13 protein-coding genes are annotated in these 16,626 nt (G+C 65.8%); 6 read left to right on the top strand and 7 right to left on the bottom strand.

Annotated elements, in window-relative coordinates; all coding sequences use genetic code 11:
* Positions 1-5: 5 nt before the first annotated feature.
* Positions 6-1,145 carry a molecular chaperone DnaJ gene (gene dnaJ, locus AC1D34_RS06875; RefSeq protein ID WP_476823830.1) on the bottom strand — a complete coding sequence of 380 codons (1,140 nt, stop codon included), beginning with the start codon at positions 1,143-1,145 and terminating at the stop codon, positions 6-8.
* Between the two features lie 153 nt (positions 1,146-1,298).
* Positions 1,299-3,224, bottom strand: coding sequence for a molecular chaperone DnaK (dnaK, locus tag AC1D34_RS06870; RefSeq protein ID WP_441490793.1), 1,926 nt, complete (start codon positions 3,222-3,224; stop codon positions 1,299-1,301).
* 331 nt (positions 3,225-3,555) lie between these two features.
* Here dnaK and AC1D34_RS06865 point away from each other — a divergent pair, with 331 nt between their 5' ends.
* Positions 3,556-4,512, top strand: a complete 957-nt coding sequence (locus AC1D34_RS06865) for a hypothetical protein (RefSeq protein ID WP_476823829.1) — start codon at positions 3,556-3,558, stop codon at positions 4,510-4,512.
* Here AC1D34_RS06865 and AC1D34_RS06860 read toward each other — a convergent pair.
* Positions 4,466-4,933, bottom strand: coding sequence for an Lrp/AsnC family transcriptional regulator (locus AC1D34_RS06860; RefSeq protein WP_441490791.1), 468 nt, complete (start codon positions 4,931-4,933; stop codon positions 4,466-4,468). The genes AC1D34_RS06865 and AC1D34_RS06860 overlap by 47 nt on opposite strands.
* A 160-nt stretch (positions 4,934-5,093) precedes the next feature.
* On the opposite strand from AC1D34_RS06860, the gene AC1D34_RS06855 reads away from it, so the two are divergent.
* The 5 genes from AC1D34_RS06855 (at position 5,094) to AC1D34_RS06835 (ending at position 10,754) form a co-directional block, all read left to right on the top strand.
* Positions 5,094-6,119 carry an ABC transporter substrate-binding protein gene (locus tag AC1D34_RS06855; protein ID WP_476823828.1) on the top strand — a complete coding sequence of 342 codons (1,026 nt, stop codon included), beginning with the start codon at positions 5,094-5,096 and terminating at the stop codon, positions 6,117-6,119.
* A gap of 19 nt (positions 6,120-6,138) precedes the next feature.
* Positions 6,139-6,891: an ABC transporter permease gene (locus tag AC1D34_RS06850; RefSeq protein WP_441478728.1), complete on the top strand. Its 753-nt coding sequence runs from the start codon at positions 6,139-6,141 to the stop codon at positions 6,889-6,891.
* Positions 6,879-7,643, top strand: a complete 765-nt coding sequence (locus tag AC1D34_RS06845) for an ABC transporter ATP-binding protein (RefSeq protein ID WP_476823827.1) — start codon at positions 6,879-6,881, stop codon at positions 7,641-7,643. The genes AC1D34_RS06850 and AC1D34_RS06845 overlap by 13 nt, the downstream gene beginning before the upstream one ends.
* Before the next feature lie 278 nt (positions 7,644-7,921).
* Positions 7,922-10,093: a protein-disulfide reductase DsbD family protein gene (locus tag AC1D34_RS06840; protein WP_476823826.1), complete on the top strand. Its 2,172-nt coding sequence runs from the start codon at positions 7,922-7,924 to the stop codon at positions 10,091-10,093.
* Between the two features lie 22 nt (positions 10,094-10,115).
* Positions 10,116-10,754, top strand: coding sequence for a redoxin domain-containing protein (locus tag AC1D34_RS06835; protein WP_476823825.1), 639 nt, complete (start codon positions 10,116-10,118; stop codon positions 10,752-10,754).
* Positions 10,755-10,897: 143 nt separating this feature from the next.
* Here the strand turns inward: AC1D34_RS06835 and AC1D34_RS06830 are convergent, their stop codons facing one another.
* The 4 genes from AC1D34_RS06830 to AC1D34_RS06815 all read right to left on the bottom strand — a co-directional run bounded on the left by AC1D34_RS06830 (position 10,898) and on the right by AC1D34_RS06815 (position 16,398).
* Positions 10,898-11,779, bottom strand: coding sequence for a formylglycine-generating enzyme family protein (locus AC1D34_RS06830; RefSeq protein WP_476823824.1), 882 nt, complete (start codon positions 11,777-11,779; stop codon positions 10,898-10,900).
* A 50-nt stretch (positions 11,780-11,829) separates the two neighbouring features.
* Entirely contained in the window at positions 11,830-12,960 is a 1,131-nt protein-coding gene (gene nirK / locus AC1D34_RS06825; RefSeq protein WP_476823823.1) for a copper-containing nitrite reductase, read from the bottom strand.
* A gap of 178 nt (positions 12,961-13,138) precedes the next feature.
* A complete protein-coding gene (uvrB, locus tag AC1D34_RS06820) occupies positions 13,139-15,796 on the bottom strand; it encodes an excinuclease ABC subunit UvrB (protein ID WP_476823822.1) in 2,658 nt (885 codons plus the stop codon).
* A 185-nt stretch (positions 15,797-15,981) separates the two neighbouring features.
* Entirely contained in the window at positions 15,982-16,398 is a 417-nt protein-coding gene (locus tag AC1D34_RS06815) for a DUF1801 domain-containing protein (protein ID WP_476823821.1), read from the bottom strand.
* Positions 16,399-16,626: the final 228 nt, after the last annotated feature.

Genomic DNA, 16,626 nt, shown 5'->3' with positions numbered 1-16,626 from the left:
CGTGCTCAGGCCGCGCCGCCGCTCATGCCGCCCAGGAACTCCTTGACGCGACCGAAGAAGCCGGCGGTTTCCGGGTGGGTTGCGCCTGAGCATTCGCGCTCGAATTCGAGCAGCAATTCGCGCTGACGCGCCGTCAGCTTCTGCGGCGTCTCGACGACGACCTCGATATAGAGATCCCCGACTTCGCGCGAGCGCAGCACGCTCATGCCCTTGGCCTTGAGCCGGAACTGCTTGCCGTTCTGGGTGCCCTCGGGAATTTTGACCCGTGCCTTCTCGCCCGTCAGCGTCGGGACTTCGATCTCGCCGCCGAGAGCCGCCGAGGTGAGGCCAAGCGGCACCCGGCAGAACAGATCGGCCCCGTCGCGCTGGAAGATCGCGTGCGGCTTGATCGACAGGAAGATGTAGAGATCGCCTGCYGGCCCGCCGCGCAGGCCAGCCTCGCCCTCACCGGCAAGCCGGATGCGTGTGCCGTCCTCGACGCCGGCCGGAATGTTGACCGAGAGCGTGCGCTCGCGGGTGACGCGCCCGGCGCCCGAGCAGTTCTTGCAGGGGTCGTCGATGACTTCGCCGCGTCCGTTGCAGGTCGGACAGGTGCGCTCCACCGAGAAGAAGCCCTGATTGGCGCGCACGCGGCCATGGCCGCCGCAGGTCGGGCACTGGCGCGACGTCGAGCCCGGCTTGGCGCCGGTCCCGGAGCAGGATTCGCAGGCAATCGAGGTCGGTACGCGGATCGAGGCGCTCTTGCCGGCGAAGGCGTCCTCCAGCCCGATTTCGAGATTGTAGCGGAGATCGGCACCGCGCTCGCGGCCATTGGCACCGCGCGGTCCACCGCGGCCCCGCGCATCGCCGAAGAAGGAATCGAAGATGTCCGACATGAAGTCGGAGAAATCGGCCCCGCCGCCCGGACCACCGCCGCCATTCTCGAAGGCCTGGTGGCCGTAGCGGTCATAGGCGCCGCGCTTCTGGCCGTCGGCCAGGACCTGATAGGCCTCGTTCAGTTCCTTGAACTTGGCCTCGGCCCCCTTGTCGCCGGGATGGCGATCGGGATGGCATTGCATGGCGAGCTTGCGGAAAGCACTCTTGAGCTCCGCCTCGTTAGCCGTCTTCGAGACGCCGAGGATCTCGTAGTAGTCGCGTTTGGACATCAAACAGCTACCCCTTCGTTCTTCTCGGCATCATGGCCGGGGGAACCCGGCCATGTTCGTCAGAAGAACGACATTTCCCTTGCAAGAGGCCCTTCCCGAACGAGATGGCCGGGGCAAGCCCGGCCAGGTCGTCGTGGAGAGGTCAGAGCGCGATCAGGCGCTCTTCTTCTTGTCGTTCTTGTCGTCGCTGACATCCTTGAAGTCGGCGTCGATGACGTCGTCCTTCTTGGCGTCGGCATGCTCTTCGCCGCCTTCAGCCGTGGCACCCTCGGCCTGGCTCGCCGCATACATGGCTTCACCGAGCTTCATCGAGGCCTGCATCAGGTCGGTAGTGCGCGAGGTGATCGCCTCGACATTCTCTTCGGCCAGCGCGGCCTTGAGCGCGTCCAGTGCGGTCTCGATCGCTGACTTGTCGGCGGCAGAAACCTTGTCGCCATAGTCCTTCAGCGACTTCTCGGTGGAGTGCACCAGGCTCTCGCCCTGGTTCTTGGCTTCCACCAGCTCGCGACGCTTCTTGTCCTCGGCGGCATTCGCCTCGGCGTCCTTCACCATCTTCTGGATGTCGGCCTCGGAGAGACCACCGGAAGCCTGGATGCGGATCTGCTGCTCCTTGTTGGTGGCCTTGTCCTTCGCCGTCACCGAGACGATGCCGTTGGCGTCGATGTCGAAGGTCACCTCGATCTGCGGCATGCCGCGCGGCGCCGGCGGGATGCCCATCAGGTCGAACTGGCCGAGCATCTTGTTGTCGGCAGCCATCTCGCGCTCGCCCTGGAAGACCCGGATCGTCACCGCGCCCTGGTTGTCCTCGGCGGTCGAGAAGACCTGGCTCTTCTTGGTCGGGATCGTGGTGTTGCGGTCGATCAGGCGGGTGAACACGCCGCCGAGCGTCTCGATGCCGAGCGAGAGCGGGGTCACGTCGAGCAGCAGCACGTCCTTGACGTCGCCCTGCAGCACGCCGGCCTGGATCGCGGCGCCAATGGCGACGACCTCGTCCGGATTGACGCCCTTATGCGGCTCCTTGCCGAAGAACTGCTTCACCACCTCCTGGACCTTCGGCATGCGGGTCATGCCGCCGACGAGAACGACCTCGTCGATCTGGCCCGCCGAAAGACCGGCATCCTTGAGCGCCTTGCGGCAGGGCTCGATGGTGCGCTGGATCAGATCGTCGACCAGGCTCTCGAACTTGGCGCGCGAGAGCTTGATGGCGAGGTGCTTCGGCCCGGAGGCGTCGGCAGTGATGTAGGGCAGGTTGATTTCGGTCTGCGCGGCGCTGGAAAGCTCGATCTTGGCCTTCTCGGCAGCTTCCTTCAGGCGCTGCAGGGCGAGCTTGTCCTTCTTCAGGTCGATGCCCTGCTCGCGCTTGAACTCGTCCGCAAGGTACTCGACCAGGCGCATGTCGAAGTCTTCGCCACCCAGGAAGGTGTCGCCATTGGTCGACTTCACCTCGAAGACGCCGTCGCCGATCTCGAGGATCGAGACGTCGAAGGTGCCGCCGCCGAGGTCATAGACCGCGATCGTGCCGGTGGTCTTCTTGTCCAGGCCATAGGCGAGCGCAGCCGCCGTCGGCTCGTTGATGATGCGCAGCACCTCGAGGCCGGCGATGCGACCGGCATCCTTCGTGGCCTGACGCTGGGCGTCGTTGAAATAGGCGGGAACGGTGATGACCGCCTGCGTGACCGGCTGCCCGAGATAGGCCTCGGCGGTCTCCTTCATCTTGGTCAGGGTGAAGGCGGAAATCTGCGAGGGCGAATAGTCCTTGCCGTCAGCCTCGACCCAGGCATCGCCCGTCGGGGCCTTCTTGATCCGGTAAGGGACAAGATTCATGTCCTTCTTCGTCATCGGATCCTCAAAGGTCCGACCGATCAGGCGCTTGATGGCGAAGAAAGTGCGCTCCGGATTGGTGACGGCCTGACGCTTGGCCGGCTGGCCGACAAGCCGCTCGCCGTCATCGGTGATGGCGACGATGGAGGGCGTGGTGCGCGCGCCCTCGGAATTCTCGATAACCTTCGGTGTAGTGCCTTCCATCACGGCAACGCAGGAGTTCGTCGTGCCGAGGTCGATACCAATAACTTTACCCATGGACGGGATCCCTTTCGATTAGCAGATCGCCGACCGGCGACGCATTTCGCACCGCCTGCCGGCCCATGGACCGGCCCGCCCCCGCCTTACGCGGCAAACGGAACCGGCATTCCACGTTTCGCGGTCGTCAAACCGCCTCTTGGCGGCGTATATAGTGAGGGTGTTCCCGCCCTTGCAAGACACGGAGCCGGATTAAGAATCGGCAACCGCGCGCGTCACGCGGGGAGAGGTCGCGGCCGCATCATTGCCAAGCAGTGTTGCGCCAATGCTCTTGCACGCGTTCGCTCGCCAATTCATGCAGAAGATTGCGTTTACCATTTCACGGCACCCGATGCTGACCAGACCCGGCCGCATAGCCCTCAAGATCTTCGCGATGCTGGCTGCAGCCGGTTCGGGTGGGCTTGCCCAGGCTCAGCCGATGCAATTGCCGGGCGCGCAACCCTTCAATCCGCCGGGCGCACATCAGGCGGCGCCCCCCGGCACGGGCGGACCGGCCAAGCCGCACACCCCGTCGATGCCGGCCATCAAGCTGCCGACCGAGGAAGGGATCATCGGCCGCGTGCTCCGGCAGAATGGCGGCGCCGGCGAAGCGGTCTTCGAGAAGACACCGACCGGCTTTGGCCTCAAGCTCAACGCTGCCGGCTTCCAGCCCGGCAACCTGACCGAGCCCTGTGCCATTTCCTTCGGCGATACGCCGCTGCCGGTGACATCGCTCGGCAAGCCGGCCGGTGTGCCACGCTACAAGCTGGAGGCCTCGGCCTGCCCGATCGTGTTCGATGTCCTGGAGGGCGCCTTTCTGGTGGTCGAGCCGGAGCAACCCTGCGTGATCGAGGCAGCCGCCTGCCGGATCGATCCGCGAGGCCTCTGGGGCCCTGATGCACGCACCCTCTCGGCGCGGGCCAAGGAGATCGAATCCGAACGCGGCAGGGCGGAGCGCGCGGTGCGCGAGGGCTTTCGCGCGCTTGCAGCCAAGGGCGATCTCAGCACGCAGCGCAGCATCGCGCGGGAACAGGCCGGGTTCACCTCCGAGCGTGAGCTGACCTGCCGTGATTTCCAGCGCGAAGGCTCGCTCGGTTTCTGCGCCGCGCGCATCACAGAGGCCAAGGCTGCCGCAATCCGTGCCCGCCTCGGCCTGCCCGAACCCAAGCCCGAACGGCCCAAGCCGGCGCCCCCCGGCGCGGGCCCCCCCGGCGCGCCCGGCCGCGCCGGCGGTTGCCGTTCCGACGCAGTAAGCCCGGCCCTTACACTTTCGGCAGGTCCGGAACCTTGTAGGCCGTGGTCGCCTTGATCCGTTCCATCGCGAAGCGGGAGGTGACGTTCTTCAGCGGAATCGTCTCGATCAGCCGCTTATAGAACCCGTCATAGGCCGCCATGTCGGCAACCACCACGCGCAGCATGTAGTCGACATCGCCGGCCATCCGGTAGAACTCCATGACCTCCGGCATCGACGCGACCATCTGCGCGAATTTTTCCAGCCAGGGACCGGAATGGTCGGCGGTCTCGATCTGGACGAAGACCGTGAGCCCAAGTCCGATCTTCTCCGGCGCCACCAGCGCGACACGCTTGGTGATGACGCCCGTCGCCTCCAGCCGCTGAATCCGCTTCCAGCAGGGGGTCTGCGAGAGGCCGACGCGATCGGCCAGCTCGGCGATCGAGATGTTCGCATCACCTTGCAGGACAGTCAGGATTTTCCGGTCGATCGCATCCATTCTCTCAGCCCATCAATTGGAGAACTAATTTCCTATTGAATTGGGAATCTAGAGAAAAATCATCTTTTCGATGCCCGCATCTTGCTTTCAGATAGAAAATCCTTTTCTCAATCTGTCAACCGGCGTTCTCGCCGGACCGATTTTCATGAAGGATGGATCGATGGATCGCCGCCAGTTTCTGCTCGCCGGCTCTTCGCTTCTCGCGAGCACTCCCCTTGCCGGCGCTGCATGGGCCCAGAGCGGCGTGACAGCCCGTGTCGGCTACATCCCGGTCATCGGCACGGCGCCCGTCTTCGTTGCCAATGGCGAAGGCTGGCTCAAGGAGGCCGGCATCAATGCCGCCTTCACGGTTTTCGAATCCGGTCCGAACATGATCCAGGCCCTGGCCTCGGGCACGATCGACCTCTATGTCGCGGGCATCGCGCCGCTTGCCGTCGCCCGCTCGCGCGGCGTCGACATTCGCGTCGTGGCCGCAACTGCGATTGCCGAGAACGTCTTCGTGGCAGCTCCCGCGCTCGCCAAGTTCTTCACGCCCGGCACCGCACCGGCTGCGGCCTTCAAGGCGCATAGGGCCACCACCGGAAAACCGGCCCGGCTTGCGACCCAGCCGGCCGGCTCGGTGCCCAACACCACCCTGCAATATTGGCTCTGGGAGGTCGCCAAGGCCGACAAGGCCGATATCGAGGTCGTGCCCATGGGCATCGACGCGACACAGCAGGCCGTGCTCGCTGCAGCTGTCGAGGGCGCGATCGTGCGCGAGCCGGCGCTGTCGATCATCCAGACCCGCAATCCCGGCATCAAGCTGATTGCCGGCGGCGAGGAGCTGTTCCCCGGCCAGCCCGGGACCGTGGTGGCAGCATCAGGCGATTTCGTCACCAAGAATCCGGACGCCGTGCAGAAGCTGGTGACGAGCCTGGTGCGTGCCGCCGCTCTGATCGCCAAGGACCCCGACAAGGCTGCCCCGCATGTCGGCGCCGCGCTTGGCAAGGGTATCGTCGACCCGGCCCTGATCCGACAGGCGCTGACCTCCCCCGCCAGCAAGTTCCAGATCGATCCGCGCGTCATCATCGAGCCGTCGCGTGCCATGCAGGCCTATCAGGTCAAGCTTGGCTCGCTCGAGAAGGAACTGCCTTTCGACGGCCTGTTCGAGACCCAGTATTACGAGCGCGCCATCAAAACCCTCTGACAGAATCCGGCGGCTGATCTTGACCTCGCTCAGGGCTCCGGCCCTCGCCTTTGCAGGCCTCCTCGCCTTCTTGCTGCTCTGGGAGGCGATCCCCTATTTCGGGCTGGTGAACCCGGCCTTCCTGCCTGGCCCGTCTGCCTTGCCGAAGGCATTCTGGCGCGAAGTGACCTCGGGCGCGTGGTTGTCGGCGATCGGCGGTTCGCTCGGCCATTATTTCACGGGCCTCATCGTCGGCGCCGGCCTCGGMATTGCCACCGGCGTGCTCGTCGGCATGTCGCGCACCGCGGAAGAGGCCACGGCCTGGGTCGTGCGCGTGCTTCGGCCGATTCCCGGCCTCGCCTGGGTGCCCTTCGCCATCATCTGGTTCGGGGTCAATCCGTCGGCGGCGGTCTTCATCATCGCCATTGGCGTGTTCTGGATCGTCTTCTTTGCGGCACAGGGCGCGATCCGCGGTGTCGATCGTGACCTGATCGAGGTCGCGGACGCGTTTGGTTTCCGATCGGCTTGGCAGCGTCTGAGCAAGATCCTGCTGCCGGCCGCAATGCCCGGCATTCTGGTCGGCGTCCGCACCGCGCTCGGCCAGGCCTGGATGGCGGTGGTCGCCGCCGAGATCTTTGGCGTCGCCGGCGTCGGGCAGCGCATGATGCAGGCCTCCAGTCTGCTCGCGACCGACATCGTGGTGATCTACATGCTGACCATGGCCGCGCTTTACGGCCTGCTCGACACCGCCTTCGTCGCTTTCCAGGGATGGGTGCTGCGATGGAAAGCGTGATCGACATCAAGGCCCTGTCGCTGACCTTCACCCGCGACGGGGAAGCGACCGAGGTGCTGCACAAGCTTGACCTGCAGGTCGCGCGCGGCGAATTCCTCGCCATTGTCGGCCCATCCGGCGTCGGCAAGTCGACCCTGCTGCGCGTCATCGCCGGGCTCGCCAAGCCGAGCGGCGGCGAGGTCATCTTCCATGCCAGGGACCGGACTCGCCGGCCAGTCGCGCTGGTCTTCCAGGATTCGCGCCTGCTGCCCTGGCGCAAGGTGATCACCAATGTCGGCTTTGGGCTCGAGGGGCGGGCCTCGCGCCCCGCGCGGCTCAAGCAGGCTCAGGAGATGCTCGATCTCGTGGGGCTGGGTCAGCTCGCACAGCGCTGGCCCCACCAGCTCTCGGGCGGCCAGCGCCAGCGCGTCTCGCTGGCGCGCGCGCTCGCGGTCGAGCCGGAAATCCTGCTGATGGACGAGCCCTTCTCGGCACTGGACGCACTGACGCGCGAAACCCTGCAGGACGAGCTGATCCGCGTCTGGCAAAGCACCGGCAAGACCGTGCTCTTCGTCACGCATGACATCGACGAGGCTGCCTATCTCGCCGACCGCGTCGTCGTGCTCTCGGGCGCACCCGGCCAGATCATCGCCGAGCATCGGATCACCGCTCCGCGTCCGCGCCGCCGCGGGGCCGCCGCCGAGACCGAGATCGTGCGGGCCGTGCGCCGCGGACTTGGCGCCGATATCGTCGCGGATGGCGCAGCGATCTGATCGCCGGTCACACCACGTCGTGATTCCGCGCAGCGCAGCGCAGCCTCGGACGCCCTCACGGGCGCCGGGAGCGATGATCGCGTCCGGAACGGCGGCGCTGCGCGGCTCGCCCGGAATGGTGACGCTCCCGTGCGCGGGGCGACATCATGGCGCGGGGCATCCTTGCGCCTGACGCCCGAAGAAGGCCCTGCTCACGCGCTATCACCGGCTTGTCATTGGCGCGCAGCGCCAATCTGGGGCAGGTGAGCTGAGGCTTTTACGATTTGATGACGGAAAACATGGTCGAGCGCATTACAAACGGCTTGCTGCGGCGGGGCCTTCTCATCCTCGCGCTGCTCCTGCCCGGCGCCGCCCTTGCCGCCGAATCTGCTGCGGTCACCAGCCCCCGCGTCACTGCGACCCTGCTCTCCAGCCGCGACGTCGTTGCGCCCGGCGAGCGCTTCCAGGTCGCGCTCAGCCAGAAGATCGCCAAGGGCTGGCACACATACTGGGCCAATCCCGGCGATTCCGGCGAACCGACGCGGATCGAGTGGACATTGCCCGCAGGCTTCAGCGCCGGTGCGATCCAATGGCCGGCGCCGAAGGCGCTCCCGGTCGAGCCGCTCGTCAATTTCGGCTTCAGCGATGCCGTGCTGCTGCCGGTGGAGATCACCGTTMCCGAAGGCGCACAGCCGGGCGAGCGCCTTGCCCTCAAGGCGAACTCGACCTGGCTGGTCTGCGAAAAAATCTGCATCCCCGAGGAAGGCTCCTTCACGCTCGACCTCAAGGTCGGCCCGGCCCCGGTCGCCGATGAGGCGGCACAGTCGCGGATCGATGCGGCCCGCGCCGCGCTGCCGCAACCTGCCGATTTCCGGGCGAAGCTGACCCAGGACGGCGATGCGCTCGCCCTCGCGCTGCCGGGCCTCGGGCAGCCCGTCGAGGAGCTGCGCTACTTCCCGCTGCTCGAGACCTTGATCGAGCACGCAGCCCCGCAGACCGCGACGAACACTGCCGCGGGCACGGTCTTGCAACTTGCCCGCTCCAGCTCGTTCAAGGTCGGCGAGACCGAGCTCAGCGGGGTCATCACCTATCGCGAGGCCGGCGTGCCGCGTGCGCTCAGCCTGATGGCCGATGTCGAGCCTGCGCTGGTCAATTCCACCGCGGCGCCGCAAGCTGCCCAGGCCCCGGCCGTGGTGCGCGTCGCCGCAGCGCCCGAAAGCAACCTGACGCTCTGGGCGGCACTGGCCTTCGCCTTCGCCGGCGGCCTGATCCTCAACCTGATGCCCTGCGTGCTGCCGGTGCTGTTCATCAAGGCGCTCGGCTTCGCGCAGGCCGCGCAGGCGAGCCGCGCCGAGGTGCGCGAGCAGGGTCTGCTCTTCCTTTGCGGCGTCCTTACCAGCTTCATCATCCTTGCCGGCGCGGTGATCGCACTGGCAGCGCTTGGCACCAGCATCGGCTGGGGGTTCCAGCTGCAATCGCCGCCCGTCGTGATCGCGCTGGCGGTCATCATGGTGCTGATCGGCCTCAACCTGCTCGGCGCATTCGAAATCGGCGGCTCCGTCCAGGGCGCCGGACATGGGCTTGCCTCCAGCGGCGGACGCTTGGGCGCCTTCATGACCGGAGCACTCGCCGTCATCGTCGCGACGCCGTGCACCGCCCCCTTCATGGGCGCGGCGATGGGGTATGCCGTGACGCAACCGCCGCAGATCGCGCTTGCGGTCTTCCTGGCGCTGGCGCTCGGCTTTGCCGCGCCGGTGGTCATCCTGTCCTTCGCTCCCGGCTGGCTGCGTCTGCTGCCCAAGCCCGGCCGCTGGATGGTGATCCTCAAGCAGGCCTTTGCCTTCCCGATGTTCGCGACTGCGACCTGGCTGGTCTGGGTCGCCTCCGTCCAGGCCGGGCCCGGCGGCGTGCTTGCCGCTCTGGCGGCGATCCTCGCCGCCGGCTTCCTCGTCTGGCTGCTCGGCCTCGGCCGCAGTGCCGGCGGGCGGACCCGAATCGCCCTGTCGGCTCTCGCCCTGTTCGTCGCCGTCAGCGCCGGGGCCTTCGTGCTGCAGAGTGCCGTTCCAAGCGCGACGGACGCAGCACGGGCCGGCGACATCGAGCCCTGGTCTCCCGAGCGCGTCGCCGCGCTGCAGGCGGAAGGGCGTCCCGTTTTCGTCAACTTCACCGCGGCCTGGTGCATCACCTGCCTCGCCAATGAGCGGGTCGCACTGGTCCGGCAGGAGGTCAAGGACACCTTTGCCAAGCTGAACGTCGCCTATCTCAAGGCCGACTGGACCAACCGCAATGCCACCATCGCAACCGCGCTTGCCGAGCACGGCCGGGCCGGCGTGCCGCTCTACCTGTTCTATCCCGCCACGAAGGGCGCGCCGCCCGAAATCCTGCCGCAACTCCTGACGACCGACATGCTGGTCGAGGCCGCCGGCCGTGCCGCCGGCAAAGAGGCGAGGACCGCGCAGAACCGACCCTGATCCTGKGAAGACGGAGGCAGACGTGACAGCTGTGACAGGTCAGAGGTTCATCGCAGGCCTGGTCCTTGCGGGCCTCACCCTCGCAGCGGGCCCGGCGCTCGCGCAGAGCGGCCTGCGGATCGGTGCGCCGGCCCCCGCCTTCTCGGCGCTCGATGTCGACGGCCGGACCCGGTCGCTCCCGGAATTCGCGGGCAAGACCGTGATCCTGGAATGGACCAATCACGACTGCCCCTATGTCCGCAAACACTACAACAGCGGCACCATGCAGAGCCTGCAGCGTGATATGACGAAGGAAGGCATCGTCTGGCTGAGCGTCGTCTCCTCACCGCCGGGCGAGCAGGGCTATGTCACGGCCGCCCAGGCCAAGGGGCTGACCGCCTCGCGCAACGCCGCCCCCAGCGACCTGTTGCTCGACTCCAAGGGCACCATGGGCCGCGCCTATCGCGCGCAGACCACGCCGCATCTGTACATCATCGATGGAAAGGGCACGCTGGTCTATGCGGGCGCGATCGACGACAAGCCCTCGGCCAGCGCCGCCAGCCTGAACGGCGCCAAGAGCTATGTGCGCCAGGCAGTCGCCGAAATGAAGGCCGGCAAACCGATCTCAGAAGCCACAACCAAGGCCTATGGCTGCGCGATCAAGCTCGCCCCGCTGAGCTGACGGCGGCGAGCGCCGCCTCCGCACTGTCGCGGTGCCGCCGATCCACCTATGTCGAGGTCAGCGCGGCATGGTGCCTGATCGGCCACATCGACGATCGGATCCCTGGTCCGGCGGGGGGCCTGGGGCGTCTCCTTGAGCGTCGCCTATCTCGCGACCAGCTGGACCAGCCCCAGGACAAAGCTCCATCCGGGCCGGGAAATGTCGTCACGTACGAGCCGGAAGCCGAGATTGCTCGGAGGCGTGCCGGATGCGCAGCCGCCGGCGCGCGCATCGCGAACGAAATCCGCCATGTAGGCCCGATGGCGGCCCTCAACGACGCGAACCCCGCAATTGGCCAGGACAGCCGTCCTGGCCCCCGTAGCATCGACGGCGATGCGCTGAAAACAGGTGTCGGTCCATTCCCAGACATTGCCGGCCAAATCGAGAAGGCCATTCTCGTTCGCGCCGAAACTTCCAATCGGTTGTGGCGCCTTTGCGACTGTCGTCACGCGGCTCGCGTCCCTGTCATAGATAGCAAGCGCTCGCTGGCCGGGGTCGCCGCCGCTGAGGTTTTCCGGCAGGGCGTCGTCGTGGAATCGGCTCGCGGCTGCATAGGCCCACTCGTCGTCCGTCGGCAGCCGGAACGTCGTCCCCATCTCGCGTGACAACCAGGACGCATAGGCCTGAGTATCCCGCCAGCTCACTCCGACGACGGGACGGTCAGCGGCAGCAGCGTCGGTGCCCGCCATCAGGCAGGCTCGGGCTTTGACGCAGCGCAGATAATCCGCGACCGTGACCTGATTTTTCATCACAGCCAGCGGCCTGTCGACAGCAACCGCCACAATCGGCGCGATGATCGGCTTCCCGTCCCGCAAGAACTCGCCGCTGGCACGATAGCGGAATGTACCCGACCGCAGTTCCACGAAATCCGGGAGCGGCGCACGTGCTGTCGCCGATCCGGTGCCATATCCCGGCGCAAGGACCGAGATCGCGATGGGCGCCAGCGCCGCGGTGGCCAGGGCCATGAGTTTGAACGCGGACAGCATGATGCCTCCCGAGGCGGCCGTCCGACGGCCCTAGGCGGATGATGGTCAGATCATTTGTGCGCGACATTGCTCACAATCGGTTCGGGCGCCTTTACCTGGGTCATCAGGTCATCATTCCATTGACCCTCGACCCTGAAATGGGCTGTCGCACCAAGTTCGAAGGCCTCGATCATGTTGTGGTTCACGTAACCGACAATGCCGGGCTGAAGGAATTTGGTGAGCGCCGCGYCCGCGGATCCGCCCCGAATGAACCAGGTTTCGAGATTGGTCTCGGGAGGATTCGAGAACTTGCCGGTCTCCCAGACATAGTCGCCGAACCCGCCGACCAGATGTGGACGTGTGTCGCGGCTTGCCTGGGAATGCACGATCAGCACGTTCTCACCGACCTTTGCGGGCATCGCGTTTTTGCCCGTCAGGGCTCCGACCGCGCCGTTGAACACGACGTGACTTGGCACCAGCTTTCGCATGACCTCCATCGTGTCCATGTAGGCGTCGCCATGCGTGTCGTAGTGCTTGAATTTGCCCTTCTCGTCGCGAGGAACGTAATAATCATGCTCGCCGATGTAGTAGACGCGATCGTAGTGAAGCGGCCGTCCGGCCGCATCCTTGAGGCCGTCCCGCGGCAGCACCATCACGGCGCCGCTCATGCCCGAGGTGATATGCCAGGGGGTCATGGCACCTGGGATGCAGTGATAAGCGAACACACCCGTCCGGGTCGCCTTCCAGCGCAGCACGGTCTGCTCCCCGGGGTTGATCAAGGTCAGATCGGCACCGCCTGATGCGCCCGCAGCAGCATGGAAGTCGATATTGTGCGCCATCGAGTTGGTGTCGGGATTGGCAAGCGTCACCTCGACATAATCACCCTCGTGCACGACAAAAAGCGGCCCAGGGATCGACCCGTTGAAGGTCATGGCCTGCAACGTGGTGCCCTCTTCGTCGATAACGATCTTCTTCTCCTCGACCCAGAGCCTGAACTCCATGATCCTTGGGCCCAGCTTGGTCGCCTGCTCGTGAGGATGAACGAAGGGCGGTGCGACGAACTCGACCTTCTGTCGCGGCAGATCGAGCGCCTGAGCCGATGCTGGAGCGACCAGCGCCCCGGCCAGGAATGCGGCGCCCCTGAGGGCGGCACGTCGGGAGATGGTGACCTTACCATCGGCAATCTCGAATGCCTGTCCCATGGCCATCCCCCCTTGAGCACCATTCATTCGAAAGGATACCGGCGGTGCAGTCGTGGAACTACGGACCAAGGTCGAAGAGCATTCGGGCGGTAGGTCTTGCAGCCCTTTGGCCGTGGCGCTGGCGCGCCCGGAGCAGGGAACGGCAGATGCTGGACTCGGGCAGAGCCACTACGGGCAGCTATCGCCGGCCGCGTCGCTTGGCCTGTTCCCCCGCGCCCTTCGGCCGAGATTCCGGAACCGGACCCATCTCGTCCAAGTTCGGCTTGCGCGGACGCGAGACCGGTTTGGCTTCGCCGCCGCCCCAGTTATGCGGGCCCATGTCCTCATCGGTGGGTTTGCGCGCCCGTGTCGGCAGGTTCGCCGACGCGCCGTAGCTGCGCTCCCCCTTGTACTTGCCAGCCGAGGCCTCGACATCGCTCTGGCGGGCGAGCGGGTCATCGGAGATGGCGAGTTCGGTCGCCTGCAGGCGCTTGATCTCGTCGCGCAACCGGGCGGCCGTCTCGAATTCGAGATCGGCGGCAGCCTCGCGCATGCGCTTCTCGAGATCGGCCAAGGCGGCCTTGAGGTTGTGCCCGGCGATCGGCGCATCGACCAAACCCTTGTCGACCGTGACATGGTCGCGCTCGTAGACCGAGCCGAGGATGTCGCCGATGGCGCGCTTGATCGTCTGCGGCGTGATGCCATTCGCGAGGTTATAGGCCTCCTGCTTCTCGCGGCGGCGATTGGTCTCCGCCATCGCGCGCTCCATCGAGCCTGTGATGTGGTCGGCATAGAGGATGACCTTGCCGTCGACATTGCGGGCGGCGCGGCCGATGGTCTGGATCAAGGAAGTCTCGGAGCGCAGAAAGCCTTCCTTGTCGGCGTCGAGAATGGCGACGAAGCCGCATTCCGGGATGTCCAGGCCCTCGCGCAGCAGATTGATGCCGACCAGCACGTCGAAAGCGCCGAGGCGGAGATCGCGCAGAATCTCGATGCGCTCGATCGTGTCGATGTCGGAATGCATGTAGCGCACGCGCACGCCGTTCTCGTGGAGGTACTCGGTCAGGTCCTCGGCCATGCGCTTGGTCAGCACGGTGACGAGGCTGCGGTAGCCCTTCTCGGTGACCTCCTTGATCTCGTCGAGCAGGTCGGCAACCTGGTGCTTGGCGGGGCGGACCTCGACCGGAGGGTCGATCAGCCCGGTTGGACGGATGACCTGCTCGGTGAAGACACCGCCGGTGCGGTCCATCTCCCAGCCGCCGGGCGTCGCCGAGACATGCACCGATTGCGGGCGCATCGCGTCCCATTCCTCGAAGCGCAGCGGCCGGTTATCCATGCAGGACGGCAGGCGGAAGCCGTATTCGGCCAATGTCGCCTTGCGGCGGAAGTCGCCCCGGTACATGCCGCCGATCTGCGGCACGGTGMCGTGGCTCTCATCGGTGAAGACCAGCGCATTGTCGGGCAGGTACTCGAACAGGGTCGGCGGCGGCTCGCCCGGCTTTCGGCCGGTGAGATAGCGCGAATAGTTCTCGATGCCGTTGCACGAACCGGTCGACTCGATCATCTCGATGTCGAAGGTGCAACGCTGGTCGAGCCGCTGCGCTTCGAGATAGCGCCCCATGCGATTGAGTTCCTCAAGGCGGGCCTTGAGCTCCTCCTTGATCGACTTGACAGCCTGGGTCAGCGTCGGGCGCGGCGTGGTGTAGTGCGAATTGCCGTAGACTTTCACGAATTCGAGGTCGGCCGTCTTTTGACCGGTGAGCGGATCGAATTCCGAGATGCTTTCGACCTCGTCGCCGAACAGGCCGATGCGCCAGGCGCGGTCCTCATAGTGGGCCGGGAACAGCTCGATGACATCGCCACGCACGCGAAAGGTGCCGCGGGCGAAATCGCCAAGCGTGCGCTTGTATTGCAGGGCGACGAGATCGGCGATGAGCTGACGCTGCTCGATGCGCTCGCCGAGTTTGATGGCGAAGGTCATCGCCGTATAGGTCTCGACCGAGCCGATGCCGTAGATGCAGGAGACGCTGGCGACGATGATGACGTCGTCGCGCTCCAGCAGCGAGCGCGTGGCCGAGTGGCGCATGCGGTCGATCTGCTCGTTGATCGAGGATTCCTTCTCGATAAACGTGTCCGAACGCGGGACGTAGGCCTCCGGCTGATAGTAGTCGTAGTAGGAGACGAAGTACTCCACCGCGTTGTCGGGGAAGAAACTCTTGAATTCACCGTAGAGCTGTGCGGCCAGCGTCTTGTTCGGGGCGAGGATCAGAGCCGGGCGCTGCGTCTCCTCGATCACCTTGGCCATCGTGAAGGTCTTGCCGGAGCCGGTAACGCCGAGCAGGACCTGGTCGCGCTCCTGCCGTGCGACGCCGTCGACGAGATCGGCGATCGCGGTCGGCTGGTCACCAGCCGGCTCGAAATCCGACTGCATGCGGAAGGCGATGCCGCCCTCGGACTTGTCCGGGCGGGCCGGGCGATGCGGCGTCCAGGGCTTGCCGGGATCGATGAAGGGGCTGCCGGACTCGAGCAGGTGCTGCAGCGAATGCGCGGTGACGGAGGCAGCGGTCTCGCCCTCGGCCTCGCCGAAGGCAGAGGCCGCGTCGCCTTTCTTCGGCTTTTTCTTCAGCTTGGTGTCGCCGGGGCGCGGCTCGCCATAACCGGCCTGCGGCTGGTCGCTGAAACCGGAGGCGCCGCCCGGGACCGCCCTGCCGCGGTTGATCGCGGGATTGAGCAGATCGGCGAGATAGCCCTCGAGCGGCTTCAACTCGGGCTTGGTGGCCTTGGAGTTCGGCGTGCGCGCGGAGGCGGGCTTTTTTGCAGGCTTAGCCTTGGCGGTCGTGTCGGAGCTTTTCGGCATGGCGGCAATATGGGGCGAAACCGGGCGGAGCGCGAGGGGTACGCCGTCGCAGCAGGCGGATAACTGACAGCAGGTGACAGGAGTACACCGTGGCAGGAGAAGCCGGATTGAAGCGGTCCCGGGGGTGGGCGCGATGCAAGTCCGGCTTTCATCGCGCGCCGGCGCATATCGAGACGGAGCGAGGCTTATCCGCGGGACTTGGTCTTGCCGCAGCCGCCGGACGTGTTGAGGGTCACGGCTGCGCGAATGAGAGCCTTCAATGCCCCTTCGTCAATCGTCTCACCCTCGTGGATGTCGATGGCCCGCCTGGTGTTGCCATCCAGACTGGAATTGAAGAGGCCCGATGGGTCGTCGAGTGAGGCCCCCTTGGCAAAGGTCATTTTGACGACGCTCTTGTAGGTCTCCCCAGTGCAGATCAATCCGTCGTGGGACCACACCGGAACCCCTCGCCATTTCCACTCCTCTACCACCTCAGGATCGGCTTGCCTGATCCATACGCGGAGCTGGGAGAGCATCTTGCCTCGCCAGTCGCCCAGCTCGGTGATCCGCTCGTCGATCATCCGAGACGGGGAGTTTTCGTTCTGGGACTCGCTCTGGCTCATGATCTTCCCTTCTCTCCGGAACTCTCGCTTCTGGGATCGGGCCAACCGTCTGCTCGAGATCGCAGCGCAACCTCTCGAAGAGGCTGGGCCGGCCGGTAAACGTCTTGGAGAGCACGGTGTGTCTGCACGGATCACAACGCATAACTCTCTGGCTATTGATCTGCATTCATAATCATTGGGCTATACGTCAGTCAATCGAAGCCTGCGCGCGCAACGATCGCCGTCGGG

This window comes from Allobosea sp. P1_A7 (genome assembly GCF_056406775.1).
Note: the sequence above shows the minus strand (reverse complement) of the source record. Positions and strands in the feature narration are given on the sequence as shown.

What these genes read in the sequence shown, in the direction of transcription:
- dnaK (WP_441490793.1), bottom strand. Translation starts at nt 3,224, where the DNA reads ATGGGTAAAGTTATTGGTATCGACCTCGGCACGACGAACTCCTGCGTT.
- AC1D34_RS06865 (WP_476823829.1), top strand. Translation starts at nt 3,556, where the DNA reads ATGCTGACCAGACCCGGCCGCATAGCCCTCAAGATCTTCGCGATGCTG.
- AC1D34_RS06860 (WP_441490791.1), bottom strand. Translation starts at nt 4,933, where the DNA reads ATGGATGCGATCGACCGGAAAATCCTGACTGTCCTGCAAGGTGATGCG.
- AC1D34_RS06855 (WP_476823828.1), top strand. Translation starts at nt 5,094, where the DNA reads ATGGATCGCCGCCAGTTTCTGCTCGCCGGCTCTTCGCTTCTCGCGAGC.
- AC1D34_RS06845 (WP_476823827.1), top strand. Translation starts at nt 6,879, where the DNA reads ATGGAAAGCGTGATCGACATCAAGGCCCTGTCGCTGACCTTCACCCGC.
- AC1D34_RS06830 (WP_476823824.1), bottom strand. Translation starts at nt 11,779, where the DNA reads ATGCTGTCCGCGTTCAAACTCATGGCCCTGGCCACCGCGGCGCTGGCG.
- AC1D34_RS06815 (WP_476823821.1), bottom strand. Translation starts at nt 16,398, where the DNA reads ATGAGCCAGAGCGAGTCCCAGAACGAAAACTCCCCGTCTCGGATGATC.